The organism is Variovorax sp. P2_H12 (assembly GCF_056403395.1).
The window spans coordinates 112,360-133,921 of the sequence record NZ_JBFUFO010000029.1 but is presented as its reverse complement, the minus strand read 5'-3'; the positions used below and the strand labels follow the sequence as shown (position 1 = coordinate 133,921).

Sequence of the window (21,562 nt, the reverse complement as noted above, 5' to 3'; positions counted from 1 at the left end):
GCGGCCCGGCGCCGGTCGGACCCCTTACATTTCAGAACACACGAAACCAGGAGACTTATTCGATGGATCGCAGAACCCTGCTCACCACCCTCGCCGCGACTGCGGCCGCTGCAGCCGCTCCGTGGGCGCGCGCCCAGGGCGCCTATCCTGACCAGCTCATCAAGTGGGTGGTGCCGTACCCGGCCGGCGGCGGCACCGATGTGATCGCGCGCACCCTGGCCGAGGCCATGCGGCAGACGCTGGGTCAGCAGATCGTGATCGACAACCGTCCCGGCGCGTCGACCAACATCGGGGCCGAACTGGTCGCGAAGGCCAAGCCCGACGGCTACACCATCATGTCGGCCGACAACGCGCTGCTGGCCTTCAACGAGCACCTGTTCAGCAAGCTGCCGTTCAACCCCGAGAAGGACTTCAGCTACATCGGCGCGATCGGCAAGTTCCCGCTGGCGCTGGTGGTGCACCCGGACTTCCCGGCGCAGGACTTCAAGGCCTTCCTGGCCTATGTCAAGGCCAATCCGGGCAAGGTCAACTACGCCTCGCCGGGCAACGGCTCGCCGCATCACCTGGCGATGGAGATGTTCAAGGTCCGCACCGGCACTTTCATCACCCACATTCCGTACCGCGGTGCGGCGCCGGCGATGGCCGACGTGATGGGCGGCCAGGTGCCGGCCATGTTCCTCGACCTCGCCTCGGGCCTGTCCATCATGCAGAGCAAGAAGGTGCGCGTTCTGGCCATCGGCTCGGGCAGCCGCTCGAAGCTGTTGCCCGAAGTGCCGACGCTGGCGGAAGTGGGCGTCGCGAATTCCGAAGTGTTCGCCTTCCAGGGCGTCGTGGGACCGGCCGGCATCCCGCCGGCGATCGTCGCCAGGCTCAACGGCGACCTCAATCGGGCATTCACCGCGCCGGCGGTGCAGAAGCGCTTCAACGACTTCGGCATGGAGGCGATGCCCGGCACGCCGCAGCAGTTCGCGGCCCTGTCGCGCGCCGAATCCCAGCGCTGGGGCCCCATCATCAAGGCCGCGGGCATCAAGCTCGACTAACTGGCCCCCACGCTCCCTCACTTCGTGTGGTCGCTGCCCCCCGAGGGGGAGTCAGCAGGCCGCCCGTCTGCGCGAAGCGCGGACTTTGCCGCGCTGGCGGCCCGGCGCCGGCCTGACCCTCTTCCGGGCTACGGCCTCGCGAAGGCCTTGCGCGAGCCGTCCTCGAACATATCGTCGTCGCGCTCCAGCTTGCCGCTGGGATCCCAGGCGCGTTCGCGCGTGATGCGGCCCTTGCTGTCGTAGATCGATTCGGCGATGAGGACGCCCGTGTCGCTGAAGCGTTGATGGGCGCCGATGGGGATCTGGCTGAGGCGGTCGCTGGCCAGGTAGCGGCCGACGGCTGCCCGCTGGCCGTTGTCGTGGAATTCGGTGATCTCGATCAGGCGCGCCTTGCCGTCCACGCCATGGACCGACTTGCTGCGCGGCTGGCCGTTCTGGTAGTAGCTGGTGTCGCTCAGCGGCGCCCCGGCGGTGTTCCAGAGCTGCTCGCGCACCAGCGTGCCTTTCTCGGAGAACTCCTGCTCGCGCTGCTTGACCGCGCCGCGCTCGCCGATCAGCGAGATCACTTCGCGGCGCTTGATCCCTTCGGAGGAGAAGCGCCTTTCGGTGCGCTGGTTGCCCACCACCTCGTCCTGCGTCGCGGGCTTGCCGTTGTCGTAGAGGTCTTCGCTGCGCACCCGCTTGCCGGCCACATAGGACAGCCGCGACCGCAGCGTTCCCTGGGCGTCGAACAATTCGACCTTCGACGCGCCGTTGCGGAAGCCGCACAGCCGTGCGTCGTCGGCCACCGGCGCCAGCACCGGCTTGTCGCCGCAGCGCAGTGCCGAGAGCTGGCCGCTTTCGGTGAACTCGACCGAGGCGCGCTCGCCCGCCGCATCGGCGAAGAAGGTCACGCGGCGCAGCGACCCGGTCGCATAGAAGCTGCGCACCAGGCCCATCTCGCGGCCGTCCTCGTAGGTCGCATCGCGCAGCACCTGTCCGGTGGGCGAGAACTCGCGGGCACGGCCTTCCATGTTGCCGCGCGCGTTCACGCTGTGTTCCTTCACGAGCTTGCCGTCCTCGTAGAAGCGCACCAGGCCCATGAAGGTGCCGCTCTGGATCTGCTGCTCGCGCACCAGCAGGCCGCTGTCGCGGTCCTTGCAGCGCATCAGGCCGGTCTTGCCGACGGTGGTGCCGCCATTGGCCGGGTTCACCGCCTGGCCGTTGAGCTCGCAGTCCTGCACCGCGTGCGCCGTGCCGCAGGCGAACAGCAGCAGCACGGCCGCCGCGGCGAAGCGCTGGCGCGTCGATGGCTGGGGTGCCGCGGCCGAAAGACTCATGCGTCGTATACGGTGTCGAGCGACCTGAAGCCCTTGGCCTCGATCGGATTGCCGAAGGGATCGCAGAAGAACATCGTCCATTGCTCGCCGGGCTGCCCCTCGAAGCGCACCTGCGGCTTCAGCACGAAGTCGACCCCGGCCGCCTCCAGGCGCGCGGCGAGCTGGCGCCAGGCGGGCAGTTCGAGCACGATGCCGAAGTGCGGCATCGGCACCATCGCGTCCCCCACGCGGCCGGTGCGCGCGGTGGCGAAGGGCTCGCCGAGGTGCAGCGAGATCTGGTGGCCGAAGAAGTCGAAGTCGACCCAGGTGTCGGTGCTGCGGCCTTCGGCGCAGCCGAGCACGCCGCCGTAGAAGCGCCCGGCTTCGTCGAGGTCGCGCACGTGGAAGGCGAGGTGGAAGATGGACATGTGACTTTCTGTGTCGGGTCGGTCATTGTCCACAAGCCGGGCCTCGATGGCGAGTCCCTGATGCCATCGGCAAGCCCAAAAGCGTGGACGCTTGGAGTAAGCTGCCTGCACAAGAAACACACTTCCGGAGCACCCCCCATGAGCGACGCCAGCAAGCCTTTCGCCTTCAGTCAGTTCGTTCCGGGTTTCGACTTCCTGAAGAACCTGGCTGGCGGGAGCACCACGCCCAGCGCCGTGCCAGGGCTGCCGAGCCTGTCGAACTGGGTGGCGCCGACGCTGAGCGTCGAGGAGGTCGACAAGCGCATCCAGGAGCTCAAGACCGTTCAGTACTGGCTCGAGCAGAATGGCCATGCGCTCAAGGCGACGATCCAGGCGCTCGAGGTGCAGAAGATGACGCTGTCGACCTTGCGCGGCATGAACGTGCGCATGGAAGACCTCGCGAGCGCCTTCACGCGGCCGGCAGCGCCCGCACCGGCACCTGCGTTCCGGACCGCGGCGCCGGCCGCGGCACCCGCGCCCGAGGCGGCGCCGGAAGCCGAAGAGGCACCGGCGCCGACGCCTGCCGCGGCCGCGGCGGATGGGGCCGGGGTCGTCGACCCACTGCAATGGTGGGGTGCCCTCACGCAGCAGTTCCAGCAGATCGCCAGTTCGGCCCTGCAGGACGCCTCGCAGCTCACGGTGCCGGCCATGGCGCAGCCGCTGGCCGACGCGGCCGGTTCGGGCGCGCGTTCGACCCCGGCCAAGAGCGCCGCCAGGCCGGCCGCCGCCCGAAAGAAGGCTCCGGCGCCGCCCCGCGGCGGTGCGGCGGCTGCCAAACGCCCGGCGCCGGCGCGCAAGCGTGCGCGCTGACGCCGATTCCTCGCCTCCGAGAGAGAAAAGAAAGCCGAGCCCATGAAGCTGTTTCCTTCCGGGCATGCCACCCACCCGCAATGGCGCATGGCCGCCGGCCTGGTGCTGGCCCAGTTGCGGGCGCAGATGGCGCTGCCCGACTATGCGCGCTCGCCGACCCTGGGCCTGCTCTACATCACCGACCACTACGGGGAAGACGCCCAGGAGATCCTCGATCACCTGGGTGCCGAACTGCCCGAGATCACCGACTGGACCGGCACCGTGGGGGTCGGTGTGGCGGCCAACAACGCCGAGTATTTCGACGAGCCGGCCCTCAGCGTGATGCTGTGCGAGTTGCCGAGCGACCAATACCGCGTGTTCTCCGGCGTGGCGCCGCTCGCCAGCTCGGAAATGAGCGGCTTCGCGGCCCATACCGCGCTGGTGCACGCCGACCCGCGCACGCCCGAGTTGGGCGAACTGATCGCCGAGATGGCGGAGCGCACCGACACCGGCTACCTGTTCGGCGGCCTGTCATCCGGCCGTGTCGGCTCGCTGCAATTCGCGATCGGCGGCAACGGCAACATCCGTGGCCACGGCGCGGTCGGCGGCGTGTTCTCGGGCGGCCTCTCGGGCGTGGTGTTCGGCGAGGGTGTGCGGCTGGTGTCGCGTGTGACCCAAGGCTGCCAGCCGGTCTCGCGCGAGCGCGAGATCACCAAGGCCGACGGCAATCTGCTGCTGGAGCTCGACGGCGAGCCCGCGCTCGACGTATTGCTGGCCGACCTGCGGGTGTCGCTCGATGCACCCGAGCAGGCGATCGACGCTGTGCGCGCGACCCTGGTCGGCCTGGCCGAGGCCGGCAGCGACGGCGTCCGGCGCACCGGCGACCTGGGCGCCGACGTGCGGGTGCGCCACATCATCGGGCTGGATCCGACACGTCGCGGCGTGGCGATCGCCGATGTTGCCGAAGCCGGCATGCGCATGAGCTTCTGCCGCCGCAACGCGCAGGCGGCGCGCGCCGACCTGATGCGCGTCTGCGCCGAGATCCGCGAGGAGCTCGAACCGCAGGAGCAGACGCTGGCGACCGCACGCGCGGTCGCGGCCGGCGAGGCCGAGGCCGCGCCGCATCCGGCACGCCGCATCGCGGGCGCCATCTATGTGAGCTGCTCGGGCCGCGGCGGACCGCATTTCGGCGCCCCCGGCGCCGAGCTGCAGATCGTGCGGCATGCTCTGGGCGATGTCCCGCTGGTCGGCTTCTTCGCCGCCGGCGAGATCGCCCGCAACCACCTGTACGGCTACACCGGCGTGCTGACGGTCTTCACCAACGACGACTGAAGGCCGGCGCGCAGCCCGGTGAAGGCGAAGTCGACCTCGGGTGCGAGTCCGCTCACGATGCGCGCGATCGACTTGCCCGACCCGCAGGCATGGGTCCAGCCCAGCGTGCCGTGGCCCGTGTTCAGGAACAGGTTCGGCAGCTTCGTCGCCCCGATCAGCGGCACGTTGCTCGGTGTCGCCGGGCGCAGCCCGGTCCAGAACTGGGCCTCGGCCGCGTTGCCGGCGCCCGGGAACAGCTGCTCCACGCGCCGCACGATGGCCTCGCAGCGGACCCGGTTCAGGTCGCGGTCGTAGCCGTTGAGCTCGGCCGTGCCGGCGATGCGCAGCCGGTCGCCGGTGGCCGAGGTGTAGCGCGAGAACACCAGCTTGAACTCGTCGTCCGTCAACGAGACCTGATGGGCCTTCGAGGCATCCTTGACCGGCATCGTGACCGAATAGCCCTTGGCCGGGTAGATCGGCAGGCGGATTCCGAGCGGCGCCGCGTAGAGCGGGCTCAGCGAGCCCATCGCCAGCACGAAGGCATCGCCGCGGATACGCTGGAAGCGGCCCTCGCTGTCGGTCGCCTCGACGTGGTCGATGCTGCCGCCGGCTTCGCGCAGCGCGGTCACGGTGTGGCTCATGAGGAAGCGCACGCCGGCCGCCTCGGCCAGCTTGACCAGCTCTCGCGCGAAGCGGTTGGCGTCGCCCGATTCGTCCTCCGCGGTGTAGGTGGCGCCGGCGAGCTGCGCACGGATGTGGGAGAGCGCGGGCTCGAGCTTCACCGCCTCGTCGGCCGAGATCACCCGCCGGTCGCAGCCGAGCGCGCGCATCTGCTCGGCCGGCTTCAGCGCCGCATCGAACTCTTTCTGCGTCGTGTAGAAGTGCAGGATGCCCTGGGTGCGCTGGTCGTAGTCCAGGCCGGTGTCGCGCCGCAACTGCTGCAGGGTGTCGCGGCTGTAGGTGCCCAGGCGCACGATCTGCTCGATGTTGTGGCGGGTGCGCGCCGGCGTGCATTCGCGCAGGAACTGCAACCCCCAGAGCCACTGGCGCATGTCGGCGCGGATGCGGAACAGCAAGGGCGCATCTTCCTTGCCGAGCCATTGCAGCACCTTGAGCGGCGCCCCCGGGTTGGCCCAGGGCTCGGCATGGCTGACCGAGATCTGGCCGCCATTGGCGAAGCTGGTTTCCGCCGCCGGCGTGGCCTGGCGGTCGATCACGGTCACTTCGTGGCCGAGTTGCTGGAGGTAGTAAGCCGAAGTCACGCCGAGCAGGCCGGCGCCAAGAACGATCACGCGCATATCGAGAACCCTTGAAGGTTGCAGCGCTTGAACGCAACGGAGACGGAATGCTGTCGACAACGAAAGCAACCGGACCGAGAGTCCAAGTTGCCGCTCCCCCTGTCCTCGGTACCTGAGAGATTCACCCGCTGCGCCCGCAGCGGGTTTGCTCCTTCGGTGCACCACGCGCGCGCATGCAAGCGGCGTGATGGCTCTCCAGACGGCTTTGACAGTGAACTGCAGTACAGGCTCATCTTGTGAGCCGACCTGAGCGTTTATGGGAGTTTGCGCCTTCGGTGGGGCCCGTGGGCCCGCTCTCCTGCAGAGTGCGGATTGTAGCGGCGCAGCGCCGGCCTAGGGGCGCCGGAAGGCGAAATCGAGCTCGGGCCGCAGGCCGCTGACGATGCGCGCGATCGACTTGCCCGCGCCGCAGGCATGGATCCAGGTTCTGGTGCCGGGCGCGGTATTCAGGAACAGGTTGGGCAAGCGCGTCTTGCCGATCATCGGCAGCCGGTTGGTGCTGACCGCATGCATGGCGGTCTCGAAACGGGCCTGCTTGGCGTCGGCGACGCCGGGCAGCAGCATCTCGGTGCGGCGCACGATCGCCTGGAAGCGGTCCGAGTCGGGCTCGGCCGTCTCGTCGAGCCCGGCCTGCACGACGGCCTGAATCCGCAACTGCTCGCCGGCCGCCGTTTCGACGCGCGTGATGCGCAGCTTGCCTTGCCGGTCGCGCAGCGCGATGCGCGGCGCCTTCGCCGGGTCCAGGATCGGCATGGTGACGATGTACTCGCGCAGGAAGCGCAGCGGCATGTCGATGCCCAGGTCCTCGGCGTGCGGCACGCTCGAGGCCCCCAGCGCCAGCACGTAGGCCTGGGCGCGCAGCGTGGCGGGCTGGCCGGCGGCATCGAGCAGTTCGACGTGGTCGAGGCGGCCGTCGCGCTCCTTGAGCGAGACCACCGTGTGCCGGGTCATGAAGCGCACGCCCGCCGCACGGCACAGGAACACCAGGCTGGCCGCGAATTGCGTCGGATCGCGCGCCGGATCCTCGAGTGCATGGGTCGCCCCGGCCAGCTTGCCGCGGATCGCCTTCAGCGCCGGCTCCATGCCGATCGCTTCGTCGGCCGACAGCAGCCGCTCCTCGCAGCCGAGCCCCGTCCAATGGCTTGCCCGGGCCGTCCGCACGCGGAAGGCCTCGGGGTCGGTGAAGAGGTTCAGGAGGCCGGCCGTCCGCGGGCCCTGCGGCACGCCATCTTCGTCGCGCAGCGCCCGCGCGCTCTTGCGGCTGTAGGCGGCCAGGCGCACGAGATGGTCGAGAGGATCGCGTTTCGGCGGCGGCGTGCCCATGGCCTGGTTGATCAGGCCGGCCAGCCGGCGGCGCATGCGGCCGCACATCTTGGTCCAGCGTTGTGCGGTCCGGGGCGCTGCGAGTCCGGGCCGCACTGCGGGCGAATGTGCACCGACCGCGGCCAGGCCGCGCGCCTTGGCCGCCGGCGTCGCGTGCCGGTCGACCACGGTCACTTCATGACCGAGCTGCTGAAGGTAATAGGCCGAAGTCACGCCGAGCAAGCCGGCGCCAAGTACAACCACGCGCATGTCCGAATCCTTTTGGGATGGCATGAACGGCGGGCGTTAGCGCTTACTGTGAAAGCGGCAAGACCCGGGGTTCAGACTGCCGCTCCCCCTGTCTCTGTTACCTGAGAGTTTCACCCGCTGCGCCCGGCAGCGGGTTTGCTCCTTCGGTGCACCACTTGGCGTGGTGACTCTCCAGTCGGCGATTGATCAAAAAATAGGCAGTGGCCGAATCGCCTGGCGATTCACCTGAGCGTTCATGGGAGATTGCGCCATCGGTGGGACGGGTGCGTCCGCTTTTCTGCTCGCCGGATTTTATCGAGGAAACCCGTTTCGTGTGCGTCAGGCCCGGCGCAGGCGCGTGAACAGCTCGAATTCCCAGTTGCGCATGCCCAGCAGCAGCGTGTAACCCTCGCGCTCCTTGGGCGACAGCTTCTGATCGGTCTGGTGCTGCTGGGCGAAGTCCTGCGCGACCCGTTGCAGCCGGTCGAGGAAGGCCGGCGCCAGCGACTTGCTGATCGAGCCGTGCACCAGCAGCAGGCCTTCGGCGGGGCCGTCGAAACCGCCGCGGTAGTAGTCGAGCACCACGTTTTCGCGGAAGAAATCCATCACCGGCCCGTGCGGACGCCAGCGGAAGGTCTTGGCGAGCTTGAGCCGGTAGCGGTTCAGCGGCCGCAGCTCGATGATGCCGATCCGGTCGAGCTGGACCAGGTAGCCGATGCACTCGGCCTCGCTGATCCGGTAGGCGGCGACGATCTGCTCCAGCGTCCACTGGCTCAGCACGCAGATTGCCAGCAGAAGGAGCTTCTTGTCCTTGACCACCGCCTTCTCCTGCTCGAGGGTGAGTTCCTTGAGCAGGGGCTGAGCGTCCGCCACCCGGCGGGCCAGCTCCGCGAAGTCGATCTTGAGCGCCCGGCAGATCGCGTCGACCCGCGTCAGCGGCATGTCGCCCTTGGCCAGCATCCGCTTGACGCTGGATTCCGCCATGTCCAGCGATCTGGCCAGGTCGGCATAGGTCATGCGGGCGGTCTTGAGTTCGCTCTTGAGTGCGTTGACCAGGTCGACGGTGGTGCTCATGTCTGAGGGAGTATTGCGAAGCGATACCCGAAGTGGTGAAAAAGTGCTCCGTATCGATTCTCGATGCCCGGCGCGGGGTCGACAACCTAGATTCCGCCTCGTCGAGCCACCCATCGGAGTCTGCCATGTCCCTGCCGTCGTCCCTCTCCCATCGCGAGCGTGCACTGCTGGCGCTCGCCGCGCTGCTATCGGTCGCCGCGGTCTTCGGTCCCGCGGTGCCGAACCCGGCGCTGGGCGGCGCGCCCTTCGCCGACGGCCGGTCCTGGGGTGCGCTGCCGAACGCGATGGACGTCTTGAGCAACCTGCCTTTCGCGGTGGTGGGCATCTGGGGCCTGCGCTGGCTGCACTGGCTCGGTCGCGCCCACGACGAGCTGCTGGAGGCCGCGCCGCTGCCGCAGGCCCTGGCGCCGCTGCCCTTCGATGCACTGGATTGCGCCTGGATGTTCTTCGCCGGCCTGATCCTCACCGCACTCGGCTCGGCCTTCTATCACCTGCAGCCCGATCCCATGCGGCTGGCGGCGGATCGCGCCGGCATGGCGGTGGCTTTCGCGGGGCTGGTCGGTGTCGCTGTCTGCGAGCGGGTCAGCGCACGCGCCGGCTGGCCAGCCGCCTGGGTCACGCTCGCCGGCGGGCTGCTGGCAGTGGCAGTCTGCCATCGCAGCGGCAACGCGCTGCCTTGGGCGTTGGTGCAGTTCGGCGGCCTGGCGCTGGTTCTCGCGCTGGCGCTGGCACGGCCGGTGCCCGGCGCCATCGGCCTCGCGCTCGGCCGAGTGGTCTTCTTCTATGCGCTCGCCAAGCTGTTCGAACTGGCGGATCCTGCGATCCTCGAGGCGACGCAGCAGCTGGTGTCGGGCCACAGCCTCAAGCACCTGACGGCCGCCCTGGCGGCGCTTCCCGTGCTGCATGCGCTGCAGGCGATGGGGCGGCAGACCCTGCGGCACAATTCGCGGGCCGCCGCCCTGACGGCCTGAGCCAACAGACCGCTGCGCCCATTCGAATGACCCATCCTTCCGAAGTCTCGTCCGCCAGCCTGCCCGAGGGGCCCGCCCACGCCAACCAGTTCGCCTTGTTGCGGCAGCGGCGCTTCGCGCCTTTTTTCTGGACCCAGTTCGCCGGCGCCGCCAACGACAACCTGTTCAAGTTCGCCTTCACGGTGATGGTGACCTACCAGCTGCAGCTGGCCTGGATGTCGCCCGCCATGGCGGGGCTGGCGATCGGCGCCCTGTTCATCCTGCCCTTTCTGCTGTTCTCCGCCACCGCGGGGCAACTCACGGACAAGTACGACAAGACGAAGATGATCCGCTTCGTCAAGAACCTCGAGATCGCGATCATGGGCATCGCCGCCTGGGGCTTCCTGCGGGCGGACGCCGTCGTGCTGCTCGGCTGCGTGTTCCTGATGGGGCTGCACTCGACCCTGTTCGGCCCGGTCAAGTTCGCCTATCTGCCGCAGGTGCTCACGCCGCGCGAGCTCACCGGGGGCAACGGCATGGTCGAGATGGGCACCTTCGTCGCGATCCTGCTCGGGCAGGTCGCGGGAGGCCTGCTGGTCGCCCTGCCGCAGGTCGGCCATGCCACGGTGGCCGTGGCCTGCCTGCTGCTGGCGCTGGTCGGACGGGCGGTGGCGCAGGCGATCCCGCTGGCGCCGGCCACCGACCCCGGCCTGTCGATCAACTGGAATCCGGTCAGCGAAACCTGGCGCAACCTGAAGCTGGCGCACGGCAACGTGGTCGTCTTCCGCTCGCTGCTGGGTATCTCGTGGATGTGGTTCTTCGGCGCGGTCTTCCTGGCCCAGTTTCCGAGCTTCGCCAAGGAGGTGCTGCACGGCGACGAGCAGGTGGCCTCGCTGCTGCTGGTGGTGTTCTCGGTCGGCATCGGCATCGGCTCGCTGTTGTGCGAGACGCTGAGCCGGCGCCAGGTGGAGATCGGCCTGGTGCCGCTGGGCGCCATCGGCATGAGCGTGTTCGCGATCGATCTCTATTTCGCGTCGCGGGCGCTGCCGGCCGTGGGGCAGATGGGGCTGGGCGCGTTCTCGGCCCAGCCGGCCCACTGGCGCGTGATGGCCGACCTGGGGCTGCTGTCGCTGTTCGCGGGGCTCTACAGCGTGCCGATGTATGCGCTCATCCAGATGCGCAGCCAGCCCACGCACCGGGCTCGTATCATCGCGGCCAACAACATCCTGAATGCGCTTTTCATGATCGCCAGTTCGGTCATCGCCGGTGCGCTGCTGAAGGGTGGCTTCACGATTCCCCAGATCTTCCTGTTCACCGGCGTCGCCAACGCGGTGGTCGCTTTCTACATCTTCATGCTGGTTCCCGAATACCTGCTGCGCTTCGTGGCCTGGGTGCTGTCGCACCTGGTCTACCGCTTCGACATCCGGGGCCAGGAGCACATCCCGGCCGACGGGCCCGCGGTGCTGGTGTGCAACCACGTGAGCTTCATCGACGCGGTGCTGCTGATGGCCGCCAGCCCGCGCCCGATCCGCTTCATCATGGACCACCGGATCTTCGCCGTGCCGGTGCTCGGCGGGCTGTTCCGGTTGGCCAAGGCGATCCCGATCGCGCCCCAGAAGGAAGACCCGGCGGCCTACGAGAAGGCCTTCGCGGAGGCCGTGCAGGTGCTGCGCGAGGGTGACCTGCTCGCCATCTTTCCCGAAGGCGCGATCACGCGCGACGGCAGCCTGCAACCGTTCAAGGGCGGCGTGATGAAGATCCTGGACGCTGCCCGCGCCGAAGGCATCGACCCGCCGGTGATCCCGATGGCGCTGACCAATCTGTGGGGCTCGTACTTCAGCCGGGTCGAGACGCGCGCCGGCCAGAACGTCGCGATGGTGCGGCCGTTCCGGCGCGGCTTCTTCAGCCGCGTGGGGCTCCATGTCGGCGGCGCGGTGCCCCGCGTGGAGGTGCAGCCCGAAAGCCTGCGGCGGCGCGTGAGCGTGCTGCTCGGCAGCTGACGCCCGTCCGATGCCCGGCCTCCGTCAAATTCTCCACGCGATCACCTGGTTCGGTGACAGCGGTTTTCTGCTGCCCGCCGCGCTCTGGATCGCGGTGTGGCTCGGCATTCGCGGCGCCACCCGGCCCCTGGCGGTGCTCTGGGTGCTGCTGTTCGGCCTCGGTGGCGCCCTGATCGCGGTGTCGAAGATCGCCTTCCTCGGCTGGGGCATCGGCAGCGTCACGCTCGATTTCACCGGCTTCAGCGGCCACACCGCGATCGCGGCCAGCGTCTGGCCGGTGGCCTGCTGGTTGGTGGTCTCGCGCTGGGAGCATCGGGTCCGGGTGGGCGCAGCACTGCTCGGATGGTTGTTCGCCGCCTTCATCGGCGCCACCCGGCTGGCGCTCGATGCGCATTCGCTCTCGGAAGTGGTGTTCGGCTATGCGCTCGGCGCCGCTGTCAGCGGGACCTTTCTCTGGTGGCAGCACCGCCTGCCGCATCCACGCCTGAGCTGGACGCTGGTGCTGCTGAGCCTCGCCACGCCGGTGCTGTTCCTGCGGCCCGGCACGCCGGCGCCGACCCAGGGCGCGCTCGAAGTCATTGCCGTGCGACTGTCGGGCATCGAGCGGCCTTTCACGCGCGCGGACCTGCTGGCGGGTCGCCGGATGCCGCTGGGTATCAGGTAGCGATACCGGCGGCGCAGAGGATCGCGACCGCTGCATCAAAGCGCTCCAGGAAACCAAGGGGCGGACCATCATCCGCCCACTTTCATTTCCTGGCGGAGAGAACTTCATGAAGCAGTATCTGTTCACGTTTTCTGGCTGCGGCCTGTGCGGCCCGCTCTGCGAGGGCGGGAAACCGTGCTGAGCCGGACGCCCACCAACTTCGGCCCGTACGAGCGCGAATACCGGGTGCGCGTCTCGCGCTCTCGGCACCTCGTGGGGCTGGCGTTGCAGATGGGCCTGATGGCCGCGGCAGTGATCCTGGCCGGGGTGTTCGTGTTTCCCGTGAACCGGGGGGGCTCGCAAGCCATCGTCCAGAATCAGTCGATCCAGAACGACAAATCGTCTCAAGAGAAGGAATGCGATGAGCAAAGCCCTGCGCCTGTCCGAAAAGTGGTTTCGCCGCGGCCTTTGGCTGGTGGCGATTGTGTTCGCCAGCTTCCTGGTCGGGCTCGGCAGCACGATCGTCGGTGACCTGCCTCAGGTCGAGCACCGGATCGAGCTCGACGACTTCATCGACCGTGCGGCAGCCGATCCGCTGCGCAATACCGTGCGCGACGCCGAGCGCAGCGAGCAGCAGGCGGCGCGCGACCGCGAGCAGGCCGAGCTCAAGCTGGTCGCGGCCCAGCAGGCCAGCCGGGCGGCGCGCGAGACCTTCGGAAACTGGCTCGCCACCCGTCGCGCCACCGCGCAGCCCGACCAGGACAGCGAGCTGATCGTCCGCACCAAGGCGCTCGACGCGCTGAAGGCCAAGGAGGACGAGGCCGAGCGCAACGTGGTCGCGCAGCGCCAGATCGCGCTTGATGCCCGGCAGTCGCGCCAGCGGGCGCAGCAGCAACTGGTGGTGCTCGAGGAGGCGGCGCGCAAGCGGCTCGATGCCGAGAACCGAAAGGTCGAGCTTCGGGTGTTCCTGTACCGGCTGGCGCTCACGCTGCCGCTGCTGGTGATCGCGGGCTGGCTGTTCGCGAAGAAGCGCAAGAGCACCTGGTGGCCCTTCGTCTGGGGCTTCATCTACTTCGCGCTGTTCGCCTTCTTCGTCGAACTGGTGCCCTACCTGCCGAGCTACGGCGGCTACGTTCGCTATGCAGTGGGTATCGTGGTCACGGTGCTGATCGGGCGCTACGCCATCCTGGCGCTCAACCGCTACCTGGCGCGCCAGAAGCTGGCCGAGGCGCAGCCCGAGACGGTGCGCCGCCACGAGCTGAGCTACGACACGGCGCTGGCGCGACTGGCCAAGAGCGTGTGCCCGGGCTGCGAACGCCCGGTGGACCTCAAGAACGATGAGATCGACTTCTGCCCGCACTGCGGCATCGGCCTGTTCGACCACTGCCGCGCCTGCGATGCGCGCAAGAACGCCTTCGCCAAGTTCTGCCACGCCTGCGGCACGGCGGCGGATGCGGGTGCTGCGCTGCCGCCGCCGCAGCCCGGGCCGCTTCAGGTCCAGCCGGCGTCCACCACGTAGTCCTGCGCGGTGCACATCTTCGAATCGTCGGCGGCCAGGAACAGCGCCATGCTGGCGATGTCCTCGGCCATCACGCGGCCGGGCAGGCACTGGGCGGCGTCGATCTCGGCGGCCGATTCGGGCTTGACCCAGAGCCGCAGCTGGCGCTCGGTCATGACCCAGCCGGGGACGATCGAGTTGACCCGGATGCGGGCCTTGCCCAGATCGCGCGCCAGCGAGCGCGTGAGCCCGCGCGTGGCCGCCTTGCAGGCCTGGTAGACCGGATAGCCGGCGCCCTTGATCATCCAGCTCATCGAGCCGAAGTTGATGATCGAGCCGCCGCCCAGCGCGCGCATGTCGTCCGCCACCGCCTGGGCGGCGAAGAACTGGTGCTTGAAGTTGACCGCCACGAGACGGTCGAATTCATCGCTCGTGACCTCGGCCATCTGGTGGCGGCGGTCATTGGCGGCGTTGTTGAGCAGCACCTGGATCGGGCCGAAGCGCGAGCGCACCGCGGCGATGGTCGCACCGAGCGCGGCCACGTCGGTGACGTCGCATTCCTGGAACAGCGGTTCGTCGTTGCCGCCCAGTTGCTGCGCCAGCGCGCGTCCGGCCGTCACGTCGAGATCGCAGAAGCCGACCCGCGCGCCCTGCGCATGGAAGGCGCGCACCAGGGCTTCGCCGATGCCGGTGGCGCCGCCCGAGATGAAGACAGTGCGGCCGGCCAGGGAGGGGTAGATGGCCGAGGGAGCGGGGGAGGTGGATGCGGACATGCGTGGATTCTGAGCTTCCGCCGAGCCGCTCGCCACCCAGGTGAACGAGAATGCCCGCGTTCGCACCCGGCTTCGCGGACCCTGCGCTCAGCCTAGATCCCGCGTGCCCGATCCGCCTTGAAGCGGGCGCGGAATTCGGCGAACTGCCCGGCATCGAGCGCCTCGCGGATCTCGCGCATGAGGTTCAGGTAGTAGTGCAGGTTGTGGATGGTGGTGAGCATCGGGCCCAGCATCTCGCCGCAGCGATCGAGGTGGTGCAGGTAGGCGCGGCTGAAGCCGTCGCGCCCGCCCTCGTTCCACGGCACGCCGGAGGCGCCCGCACAGGCGTGGCAGCTGCAGCTCGCATCGATCGGCTGCGGATCGCTCTTGTGGCGGGCGTTGCGCATCTTGAGATCGCCGTAGCGCGAGAACAGCGTGCCGTTGCGCGCATTGCGGGTCGGCATCACGCAATCGAACATGTCGACGCCCTGTGCCACGCCCTCGACCAGGTCCTCGGGCGTGCCGACGCCCATCAGGTAGCGCGGCTTGTTCGGCGGCAGCCGGTGCGGCGTGTGGGCCATGATGCGCAGCATCTCGTCCTTGGGCTCGCCGACGCTGACGCCGCCGATCGCATAGCCCGGGAAATCCATCTCGACCAGCTGGGCCAGCGATTCTTCGCGCAGGTTCTCGAACATGCCCCCCTGCACGATGCCGAACAGTGCGTTCGGGTTCTCGAGCCGGGCGAACTCCGACTGGCAGCGGCGTGCCCAGCGCAGGCTGAGCTCCATCGACTGGCGGGCTTCGGCCTCGGTCGTCACGTGACCGTCGACGTCGTAGGGCGTGCATTCGTCGAACTGCATCACGATGTCGCTGTTGAGGATGGTCTGGATCTGCATCGAGACCTCGGGCGTGAGGAACAGCTTGTCGCCGTTGACCGGAGACGCGAACCTGACGCCTTCCTCGCTGATCTTGCGCATCGCGCCGAGCGACCAGACCTGGAAGCCGCCCGAGTCGGTGAGGATCGGCTTGTCCCATTTCTCGAACTGGTGCAGGCCGCCGAACGCCGCCATGACGTCGAGGCCGGGGCGCATCCACAGGTGGAAGGTGTTGCCGAGGATGATCTGCGCGCCCATCTCGTGCAGGCTGCGCGGCATCACGCCCTTGACCGTGCCGTAGGTGCCCACGGGCATGAAGATCGGGGTCTGCACCACGCCGTGGTTCAGCGTCAGGGTGCCGCGTCGCGCGTGGCTCTGCGAATCGGTGGCGAGGAGTTCGAATTGCAGGCGAGGCAGTGTGGTGGTCATCTTTGGAGGCTTGCAGAGGCGGGCCCGTCGGGCATCAGCATGAGTACGGTGCGGTTGAAGTCTTCGACCACCAGCATCCGGCCCTGGCGGTCGACGGTCAATCCGGTCGGGCGGCCCAGCGGCCGCACGCCGGGCGCGGCGGTCCAGCCGGCGAGCCAGTCGATCGGGCGTCCCGACGGCATTCCCTTGGCGTCGAGCTTGTAGCCGACCACGCGGTGCCCCGCGGGCCGGTGGCCGCGCCAGGCGACGAGCAGCTGGCCGGCGAAACGGCTGCCGGCAGGCCCGACCTGCATCTGCAGCGGCGCGACGTGCGCGGGCCAGAGCATCCAGGGCGCCTCGGTACGGCTGCAATCGAAGCGGGCCTCGTAGCCGCGGGCCGGCTGGCGGCGGCCCACGCAGTAGGGCCATCCGTAGTCGCGGCCGGCCTGGAGGCGGTTGAGCTCTTCGGGTGGCTGGTCGGCCGGGTCGTAGTCGATCGAGTTCTCGCCCTGCAGCACGGTGCCCTTGGCCGGCCCGTCGGCCAGCACCGTCAGCGCGGCCGAGTTGCGCAGGCCGGTGGCGAAGGGCTTGAAGCCCTGCAGCTTGAAGCCGTCGCCGCCGAAGCTGCCCTCGTAGACCGCGGCGCGCGGCATCGGACCGGTGCCGTCGGGGCAGGGCAGCGGGTACGCCTTCGCGCCATCGCGGCAGTCGTCCGAGTCCGAGCCCATGTTCACGTACATCCGGCCGCCCGGGCCGAAGGCGAGTTCCTTCAGTGGGTGCCTGCCGTCCTTGGGCAGGTTGTCGATCAGCATCTCTCGCAGCAGCGCGCCGCCGGGCGCCGGGATCGGCGTGCGCCAGATGCTGCCGGCTTCGCCGACGTAGGCCTTGCCGTCCGGGCCGAGCGCCAGGCCGAGCGGGCGGTCGAGTTGCTCGGCGAGCACCGTGAAGCGCGCGCGGCGCGGCGCCGGGCCGTCCGCGGGCAGCGTCATCTCGAGCAGGCGGCCCTTGCGCGGCTCCCACGAGCCCATGTCGACGACCCAGTAGCGTCCGGGCGCGATCTCGAGCACGCGTCGCGGTGCGCGCAGGCCTTCGTTCTCGTCGGCGAGCAACGCGACGCAGGTGCCGGCCGGACTGCGGATGTCGAGCCGCGCATAGTCCCCGCATCGGCCTTGCGGCGTGTAGCCGCGGGCCGCCGCGGCGAGCGGCATCAGCAGCAGCATCGCCAGCGCAAGCCAGGGCCTGCGCGTCATGGCTGCACCCGGGCGAGCAGCATGGCGTCGCCATAGCTGAAGAAGCGGTAGCCTGCGCGGATCGCGTGGGCGTAGAGCGCCATCACGGGTTCGTAGCCCGCGAAGGCGCTGACCAGCATCATCAGCGTGCTCTTGGGCAGGTGGAAGTTGGTGACCAGCAGGTCGACGTGCGCGAACTGGAAGCCCGGCGTGATGAAGATGCGCGTGTCCCCGGCGGCCTCGCCGCTCTTGGCCCAGCTTTCGAGCGTGCGCACGGTGGTCGTGCCGACCGCGACGACGCGGCCGCCGCGCGCCTTGCAGTCGGCGATCGCGCGCTGCGTCGCCTCGGGCACCTCGTAGCGCTCGGCATGCATGGTGTGCTCGGCGATGTTCTCGGTCTTCACGGGCTGGAAGGTGCCGGCGCCGACATGCAGCGTGACATTGGCGCGCTGTACGCCGCGCGCCTCCAGCGCCGCCAGCAGCGACGCGTCGAAATGCAGCGCGGCGGTCGGTGCCGCCACCGCGCCGGGCACGCGCGCGAACACGGTCTGGTAGCGGCTCTCGTCGTCGGTCGAATCGGCGTGCGTGATGTAGGGCGGCAGCGGCACATGGCCGCAGCGCGCCATCAGCGCGTAGGGGTCTTCGCCCGCGGGGCTGTCGAAGCGCAAGCGGAACAGGGCGCCGTCCTCCTCGGGCCAGCGGCCCAGCAGCGTGGCCGTGAATCCGCCCGTCATCGCCAGGGTGGTGCCGACCGGCGGCTTCTTGCTGACCTTCATGTGGGCCACCACCTCGGGGCCCTGCAGCACGCGCTCCACCAGCAGCTCGAGCTTGCCGCCGGTGGGCTTTTCGCCGAAGAGCCGCGCCTTGACCACGCGGGTGTCGTTGAAGACCAGCAGGTCGCCGGGCCGCAGCAGCGAGGGCAGCTGGTTGAAGATGCGGTCGACCAGTTCGGCGCCGGTGCCGTCGAGCAGGCGCGAGGCGCTGCGTTCGGCGGCGGGATGCTGGGCCACCAGATCGGGCGGCAGGGCGAAATCGAAATCGGAGAGCGTGAAGGCGCGCATGGTGCTTGAGGGCCGGACAGGCCCGTGCCAAGGAGGCATGGGGAAGAGGGAGGCGAAGAGCCGGGCAGAATTGTCCCATGCCTGCCGCTTCCAAGTTCCCGACCCCTGAAAAGCCCGCCGCCGCCGCGCCCGCGCCCGGCACCGGGCTCAGCGTGGTGCAGCGGGCGCTGCGCAAGCTGGGCCTCTTGCGCGACATCGACTTCGCGCTCTACCTGCCGATGCGCTACGAGGACGAGACCCGCGTCGTGCGGCTGGCCGACGTGCGCGACGGCGAGATGGCGCAGATCGAGGCCGTGGTCACCGAGAGCGAAGTGGCTTTCCGGCCGCGGCGCCAGCTGATCGTGACCGTCGACGACGGCAGCGATACCTGCCAGCTGCGCTTCTTCAACTTCTACCCCTCGCAGCAGAAGCAGCTCGCGGTCGGCGCCCGGGTGCGGGTGCGCGGCGAGGTGCGGGGCGGCTTCATCGGGCGGCAGATGATGCATCCGGCCGTGAAGGCCGCGGGCACCCCATTGCCCGAGGCGCTGACGCCGGTGTATTCGACGATCGCCGGGCTGGCCCAGCCGGTGCTGCGGCGCGAGGTGCGTTCGGGTCTGGCGCGTGCCGTGCTCGACGAGACCCTGCCCGCGGGGGCCGCCCCGCACGGGACCTGGGACCTGCGCCGGGCGCTGAGCTTCCTGCACTATCCCGCGCCCGATGTCGCGCTGGCCACCCTCGAGGACCACAGCCATCCCGCCTGGCAGCGCCTCAAAGCCGATGAGCTGCTGGCCCAGCAGCTCTCGCAGCTGCAGGCGCGGCGCACCCGGGCGGCGCAGCGCGCGCCGGCGCTCGATGCGGCCGCCTCGGGCGAGTCCTTGCACCGGGAGCTGCTGGCCGTGCTGCCCTTCGGCTTGACCGGGGCGCAGCAGCGCGTGGGCGTCGAGATCAGCCGCGACCTGGCGCGCCACGTCCCGATGCACCGTCTGCTGCAGGGCGACGTCGGTTCCGGCAAGACCGTGGTGGCGGCGCTGGCCGCCGCGCGCTGCATCGATGCCGGCCACCAGTGCGCACTGATGGCGCCGACCGAGATCCTGGCGGCGCAGCATTTCGGCAAGCTGGTCGGCTGGCTCGATCCGCTGCTGGCCGAGCGCGGCCTGCGCGTGGCCTGGCTCACCGGCAGCCAGAAGAAGAAGGAGCGCGACGCGATGTCGGCCGCGGTCGAGAGCGGCGAGGCGGCGCTGGTGATCGGCACCCATGCGGTGATCTCGGAGAAGGTGCGCTTCAAGAAGCTGGCGCTGGCGATCATCGACGAGCAGCATCGCTTCGGCGTGGCGCAACGCCTCGCGCTGCGCGGCAAGGCGGTGGGCGACCTCGAACCCCACCTGCTGATGATGAGTGCCACGCCGATCCCGCGCACCCTGGCGATGAGCTACTACGCCGACCTCGACGTCTCGACGCTCGACGAGCTGCCGCCCGGCCGCACGCCGATCGTGACCAAGCTGGTGGCCGAGCACCGCCGCGACGAGGTCATCGACCGGATCCAGGCCCAGCTGCAGCAGGGCCGTCAGGTCTACTGGGTCTGCCCGCTGATCGAGGAGAGCGAGGCGGTCGACCTGCGCAACGCCACCGAGACCCGCGACGAACTGGCCGACGCGCTGGGCGACCAGGTCGGCGTCGGCCTGCTGCATTCGCGCATGCCGACCGCCGACAAGCAGGCGGTGATGGAGAGCTTCACGGCCAACAAGCTGCAGGTGCTGGTCAGCACCACGGTGATCGAGGTCGGGGTCGACGGGGCCCCCCCCCGCGCCGCGGCCTCGGCCTGCGTGCTGCTGTACGCGCCGAACGAGGGCGGCCGGGTCGGCGAGACCGCGCGGGCGCGGCTCAAGGCGATGGCCGAGACCGGCGACGGCTTCGAGATCGCGCGCCGCGACCTCGAGATCCGCGGCCCCGGCGAATTCCTCGGCGCCCGCCAGTCGGGTGCGCCGCTGCTGCGATTCGCCGACCTCAGCACCGATGTCATGCTGCTCGACTGGGCCCGCGACCTGGCTCCGCAGATGCTCGACCGGCACCCCGCGCTGGCCGAGAAGCATGTCGACCGCTGGCTGGGCAGCAAGGCCGAATACCTCAAGGCCTGACCCGCGTGGCCGGCGCAGCCCGGCCCCTTCGTGAAACGCCGCGGAACCGGCTCCGCCGGGCCGCCGGTGTTGCCCCCGGCAGGGGGTGGGCGCCCCGACACGAAGTGCGGGGCAACCTGGGGGCGAGCAACGTTCGCGAGCAATAATTGACCCAAGCTATGACCCTCACCGAACTCAAATACATTGTTGCGGTCGCGCGCGAACGGCATTTCGGCAAGGCCGCCGAGGCCTGCTACGTCTCGCAGCCGACCCTGTCGGTGGCGATCAAGAAGCTCGAGGACGAACTCGAGGTCAAGCTCTTCGAGCGCAGCGCCGGCGAGGTCACCGTCACGCCGCTGGGCGAGCAGATCGTCCAGCAGGCCCAGAGCGTGCTCGACCAGGCCGCGAGCATCAAGGAGATCGCCAAGCGCGGCAAGGACCCGTTGTCCGGCCCGCTGAACCTCGGCGTGATCTACACCATCGGCCCCTACCTGCTGCCCGACCTAGTGCGCCAGAACATCGCGCGCACGCCGCAGATGCCGCTGGTGCTGCAGGAGAACTTCACCGCCAAGCTGCTCGAGATGCTGCGCGCCGGCGAGATCGACTGCGCGATCATGGCCGAGCCCTTTCCCGACACCGGCCTGGCGATGGCTGCGCTCTACGACGAGCCCTTCATGGCCGCGCTGCCGGCGCATCACCCGCTGGCCGAGCGCGAGTCCGTGAGTTCCGACGAACTCAAGAAGGAAACCATGCTGCTGCTCGGCACCGGCCACTGCTTCCGCGACCACGTGCTCGAGGTCTGCCCCGAATTCGCCCGCTTCTCGAGCAACGCCGAAGGCATCCGCAAGAGCTTCGAGGGCTCGTCGCTGGAGACCATCAAGCACATGGTGGCTTCGGGCATGGGCGTGACGCTGGTGCCGCGGCTGTCGGTGCCGGCCGACGCGCTCAAGCCCCGCGGCAAGGGGCGCAAGGAGCCCGAGCAGATCGTGCGCTACCTGCCGGTGCGCGACACCCAGGGCGGCGAGCCGCCGACGCGGCGCGTGGTGCTGGCCTGGCGGCGCAGCTTCACGCGCTACGAGGCGATCGCGGCGCTGCGCAACGCGATCTATGCCTGCGAACTGCCGGGCGTCAAGCGCCTGTCCTGACGGTCCTGAGATAGAGTGCGCATGTTGCGAAGCCGGTGCGCCGTTTCCGGCTTCCTCCTGCCGTCAACCCTTCTGTAGAA

18 protein-coding genes and 3 riboswitches are annotated in these 21,562 nt (G+C 69.4%); of the genes, 9 read left to right on the top strand and 9 right to left on the bottom strand.

Going from position 1 to position 21,562, the window contains the following annotated elements:
- Positions 1–62: 62 nt before the first annotated feature.
- The gene (locus tag AC1DYK_RS22560) at positions 63–1,040 is read left to right on the top strand and encodes a Bug family tripartite tricarboxylate transporter substrate binding protein (RefSeq protein WP_442281973.1); all 978 of its coding nucleotides are present in this window, start codon (positions 63–65) and stop codon (positions 1,038–1,040) included.
- 128 nt (positions 1,041–1,168) lie between these two features.
- On the opposite strand, the gene AC1DYK_RS22555 is transcribed toward AC1DYK_RS22560, so the two are convergent.
- Entirely contained in the window at positions 1,169–2,359 is a 1,191-nt protein-coding gene (locus tag AC1DYK_RS22555; RefSeq protein ID WP_478168340.1) for a toxin-antitoxin system YwqK family antitoxin, read from the bottom strand.
- Positions 2,356–2,766: a VOC family protein gene (locus AC1DYK_RS22550; protein WP_478168339.1), complete on the bottom strand. Its 411-nt coding sequence runs from the start codon at positions 2,764–2,766 to the stop codon at positions 2,356–2,358. The genes AC1DYK_RS22555 and AC1DYK_RS22550 overlap by 4 nt, the downstream gene beginning before the upstream one ends.
- A 138-nt stretch (positions 2,767–2,904) precedes the next feature.
- Here AC1DYK_RS22550 and AC1DYK_RS22545 point away from each other — a divergent pair, with 138 nt between their 5' ends.
- Together AC1DYK_RS22545 and AC1DYK_RS22540 are read left to right on the top strand one after the other, a co-directional pair.
- Complete coding sequence (locus AC1DYK_RS22545; protein ID WP_478168338.1) at positions 2,905–3,615, top strand: PhaM family polyhydroxyalkanoate granule multifunctional regulatory protein; 711 nt, start codon at positions 2,905–2,907, stop codon at positions 3,613–3,615.
- A gap of 42 nt (positions 3,616–3,657) precedes the next feature.
- A complete protein-coding gene (locus tag AC1DYK_RS22540) occupies positions 3,658–4,926 on the top strand; it encodes an FIST signal transduction protein (RefSeq protein WP_478168337.1) in 1,269 nt (422 codons plus the stop codon).
- Here AC1DYK_RS22540 and AC1DYK_RS22535 read toward each other — a convergent pair.
- From AC1DYK_RS22535 to AC1DYK_RS22525, 3 genes are all read right to left on the bottom strand, one after another.
- Entirely contained in the window at positions 4,887–6,203 is a 1,317-nt protein-coding gene (locus AC1DYK_RS22535) for a D-amino acid dehydrogenase (protein ID WP_478168336.1), read from the bottom strand. The two genes, AC1DYK_RS22540 and AC1DYK_RS22535, sit on opposite strands and share 40 nt — an antisense overlap.
- A gap of 89 nt (positions 6,204–6,292) precedes the next feature.
- Positions 6,293–6,412, bottom strand: a riboswitch (glycine riboswitch).
- Positions 6,413–6,514: riboswitch (glycine riboswitch) on the bottom strand. It lies immediately after the preceding riboswitch.
- A 22-nt stretch (positions 6,515–6,536) separates the two neighbouring features.
- Entirely contained in the window at positions 6,537–7,775 is a 1,239-nt protein-coding gene (locus AC1DYK_RS22530; protein WP_478168335.1) for an FAD-dependent oxidoreductase, read from the bottom strand.
- Positions 7,776–7,853: 78 nt separating this feature from the next.
- Positions 7,854–7,960: riboswitch (glycine riboswitch) on the bottom strand.
- 133 nt (positions 7,961–8,093) lie between these two features.
- Positions 8,094–8,828 (bottom strand): helix-turn-helix domain-containing protein, encoded by a 735-nt coding sequence (locus AC1DYK_RS22525; RefSeq protein WP_478168334.1) that lies wholly within the window; start codon positions 8,826–8,828, stop codon positions 8,094–8,096.
- Positions 8,829–8,953: 125 nt separating this feature from the next.
- Between AC1DYK_RS22525 and AC1DYK_RS22520 the strand changes: the two genes are divergently transcribed.
- The 4 genes from AC1DYK_RS22520 (at position 8,954) to AC1DYK_RS22505 (ending at position 13,940) form a co-directional block, all read left to right on the top strand.
- Entirely contained in the window at positions 8,954–9,799 is an 846-nt protein-coding gene (locus AC1DYK_RS22520) for a hypothetical protein (protein ID WP_478168333.1), read from the top strand.
- 26 nt (positions 9,800–9,825) lie between these two features.
- Positions 9,826–11,778, top strand: a complete 1,953-nt coding sequence (locus tag AC1DYK_RS22515) for an MFS transporter (protein WP_478168332.1) — start codon at positions 9,826–9,828, stop codon at positions 11,776–11,778.
- 10 nt (positions 11,779–11,788) lie between these two features.
- On the top strand, positions 11,789–12,442 hold the full coding sequence (locus AC1DYK_RS22510) for a phosphatase PAP2 family protein (protein ID WP_478168331.1): 654 nt from the start codon (positions 11,789–11,791) through the stop codon (positions 12,440–12,442).
- A 400-nt stretch (positions 12,443–12,842) separates the two neighbouring features.
- Positions 12,843–13,940 carry a serine endopeptidase gene (locus AC1DYK_RS22505; protein ID WP_478168330.1) on the top strand — a complete coding sequence of 366 codons (1,098 nt, stop codon included), beginning with the start codon at positions 12,843–12,845 and terminating at the stop codon, positions 13,938–13,940.
- On the opposite strand, the gene AC1DYK_RS22500 is transcribed toward AC1DYK_RS22505, so the two are convergent.
- The 4 genes from AC1DYK_RS22500 to queA all read right to left on the bottom strand — a co-directional run bounded on the left by AC1DYK_RS22500 (position 13,913) and on the right by queA (position 18,244).
- Positions 13,913–14,692, bottom strand: coding sequence for an SDR family NAD(P)-dependent oxidoreductase (locus tag AC1DYK_RS22500; protein WP_478168329.1), 780 nt, complete (start codon positions 14,690–14,692; stop codon positions 13,913–13,915). The two genes, AC1DYK_RS22505 and AC1DYK_RS22500, sit on opposite strands and share 28 nt — an antisense overlap.
- A 92-nt stretch (positions 14,693–14,784) precedes the next feature.
- Positions 14,785–15,975, bottom strand: a complete 1,191-nt coding sequence (tgt, locus tag AC1DYK_RS22495) for a tRNA guanosine(34) transglycosylase Tgt (protein WP_478168328.1) — start codon at positions 15,973–15,975, stop codon at positions 14,785–14,787.
- Positions 15,972–17,204 (bottom strand): PQQ-dependent sugar dehydrogenase, encoded by a 1,233-nt coding sequence (locus tag AC1DYK_RS22490; protein ID WP_478168327.1) that lies wholly within the window; start codon positions 17,202–17,204, stop codon positions 15,972–15,974. Before AC1DYK_RS22490 ends, tgt begins: the two co-directional genes overlap by 4 nt.
- Positions 17,201–18,244 (bottom strand): tRNA preQ1(34) S-adenosylmethionine ribosyltransferase-isomerase QueA, encoded by a 1,044-nt coding sequence (queA, locus tag AC1DYK_RS22485; protein ID WP_478168326.1) that lies wholly within the window; start codon positions 18,242–18,244, stop codon positions 17,201–17,203. The genes AC1DYK_RS22490 and queA overlap by 4 nt, the downstream gene beginning before the upstream one ends.
- 77 nt (positions 18,245–18,321) lie before the next feature.
- Between queA and AC1DYK_RS22480 the strand changes: the two genes are divergently transcribed.
- Both AC1DYK_RS22480 and AC1DYK_RS22475 read left to right on the top strand, forming a co-directional pair.
- Entirely contained in the window at positions 18,322–20,358 is a 2,037-nt protein-coding gene (locus tag AC1DYK_RS22480) for an ATP-dependent DNA helicase RecG (protein WP_478168325.1), read from the top strand.
- A 158-nt stretch (positions 20,359–20,516) separates the two neighbouring features.
- Positions 20,517–21,482, top strand: coding sequence for a LysR substrate-binding domain-containing protein (locus AC1DYK_RS22475; protein ID WP_478087535.1), 966 nt, complete (start codon positions 20,517–20,519; stop codon positions 21,480–21,482).
- The last annotated feature ends 80 nt before the right edge of the window (positions 21,483–21,562 follow it).